The 391-nt window shown below is 67.5% G+C and carries 1 protein-coding gene; it reads left to right on the forward strand.

Annotated elements, in window-relative coordinates:
- Nucleotides 1–391: complex I subunit 1/NuoH family protein (locus AC1DSF_RS31225; RefSeq protein ID WP_478184184.1), on the forward strand; the 391-nt coding region annotated here is incomplete at both ends.

Raw genomic sequence — 391 nt, forward strand, 5'->3', positions numbered from 1 at the left:
GTCATGACGCTGTTCGCGATCTGGTGGGAGCGCAAGGTCGTGGCGTGGATGCAGATGCGCATCGGCCCCAAGCACGTCGGGCCGCAGGGCCTGCTCCAGTCGCTCGCCGACGGCGTGAAGCTGGCGTTCAAGGAAGACATCATCGTCAAGGCCGCCGACAAGCCGGTCTACATCCTCGCGCCGGTCGTCGCGATGGTCCCCGCGTTCATGGCGTTCGCGGTGATCCCGATGGGCGGCGAGGTGTCGATGTTCGGACACCAGACGCACCTGCAGCTGACCGACCTGCCGGTGGGCGTGCTGTACATCCTGGCGACCGCATCGGTGGGCATCTACGGCATCGTGCTGGCGGGCTGGTCGTCCGGGTCGACGTACCCGCTGCTGGGCTCGCTGC

The organism is Variovorax sp. 01N429, assembly GCF_056399425.1.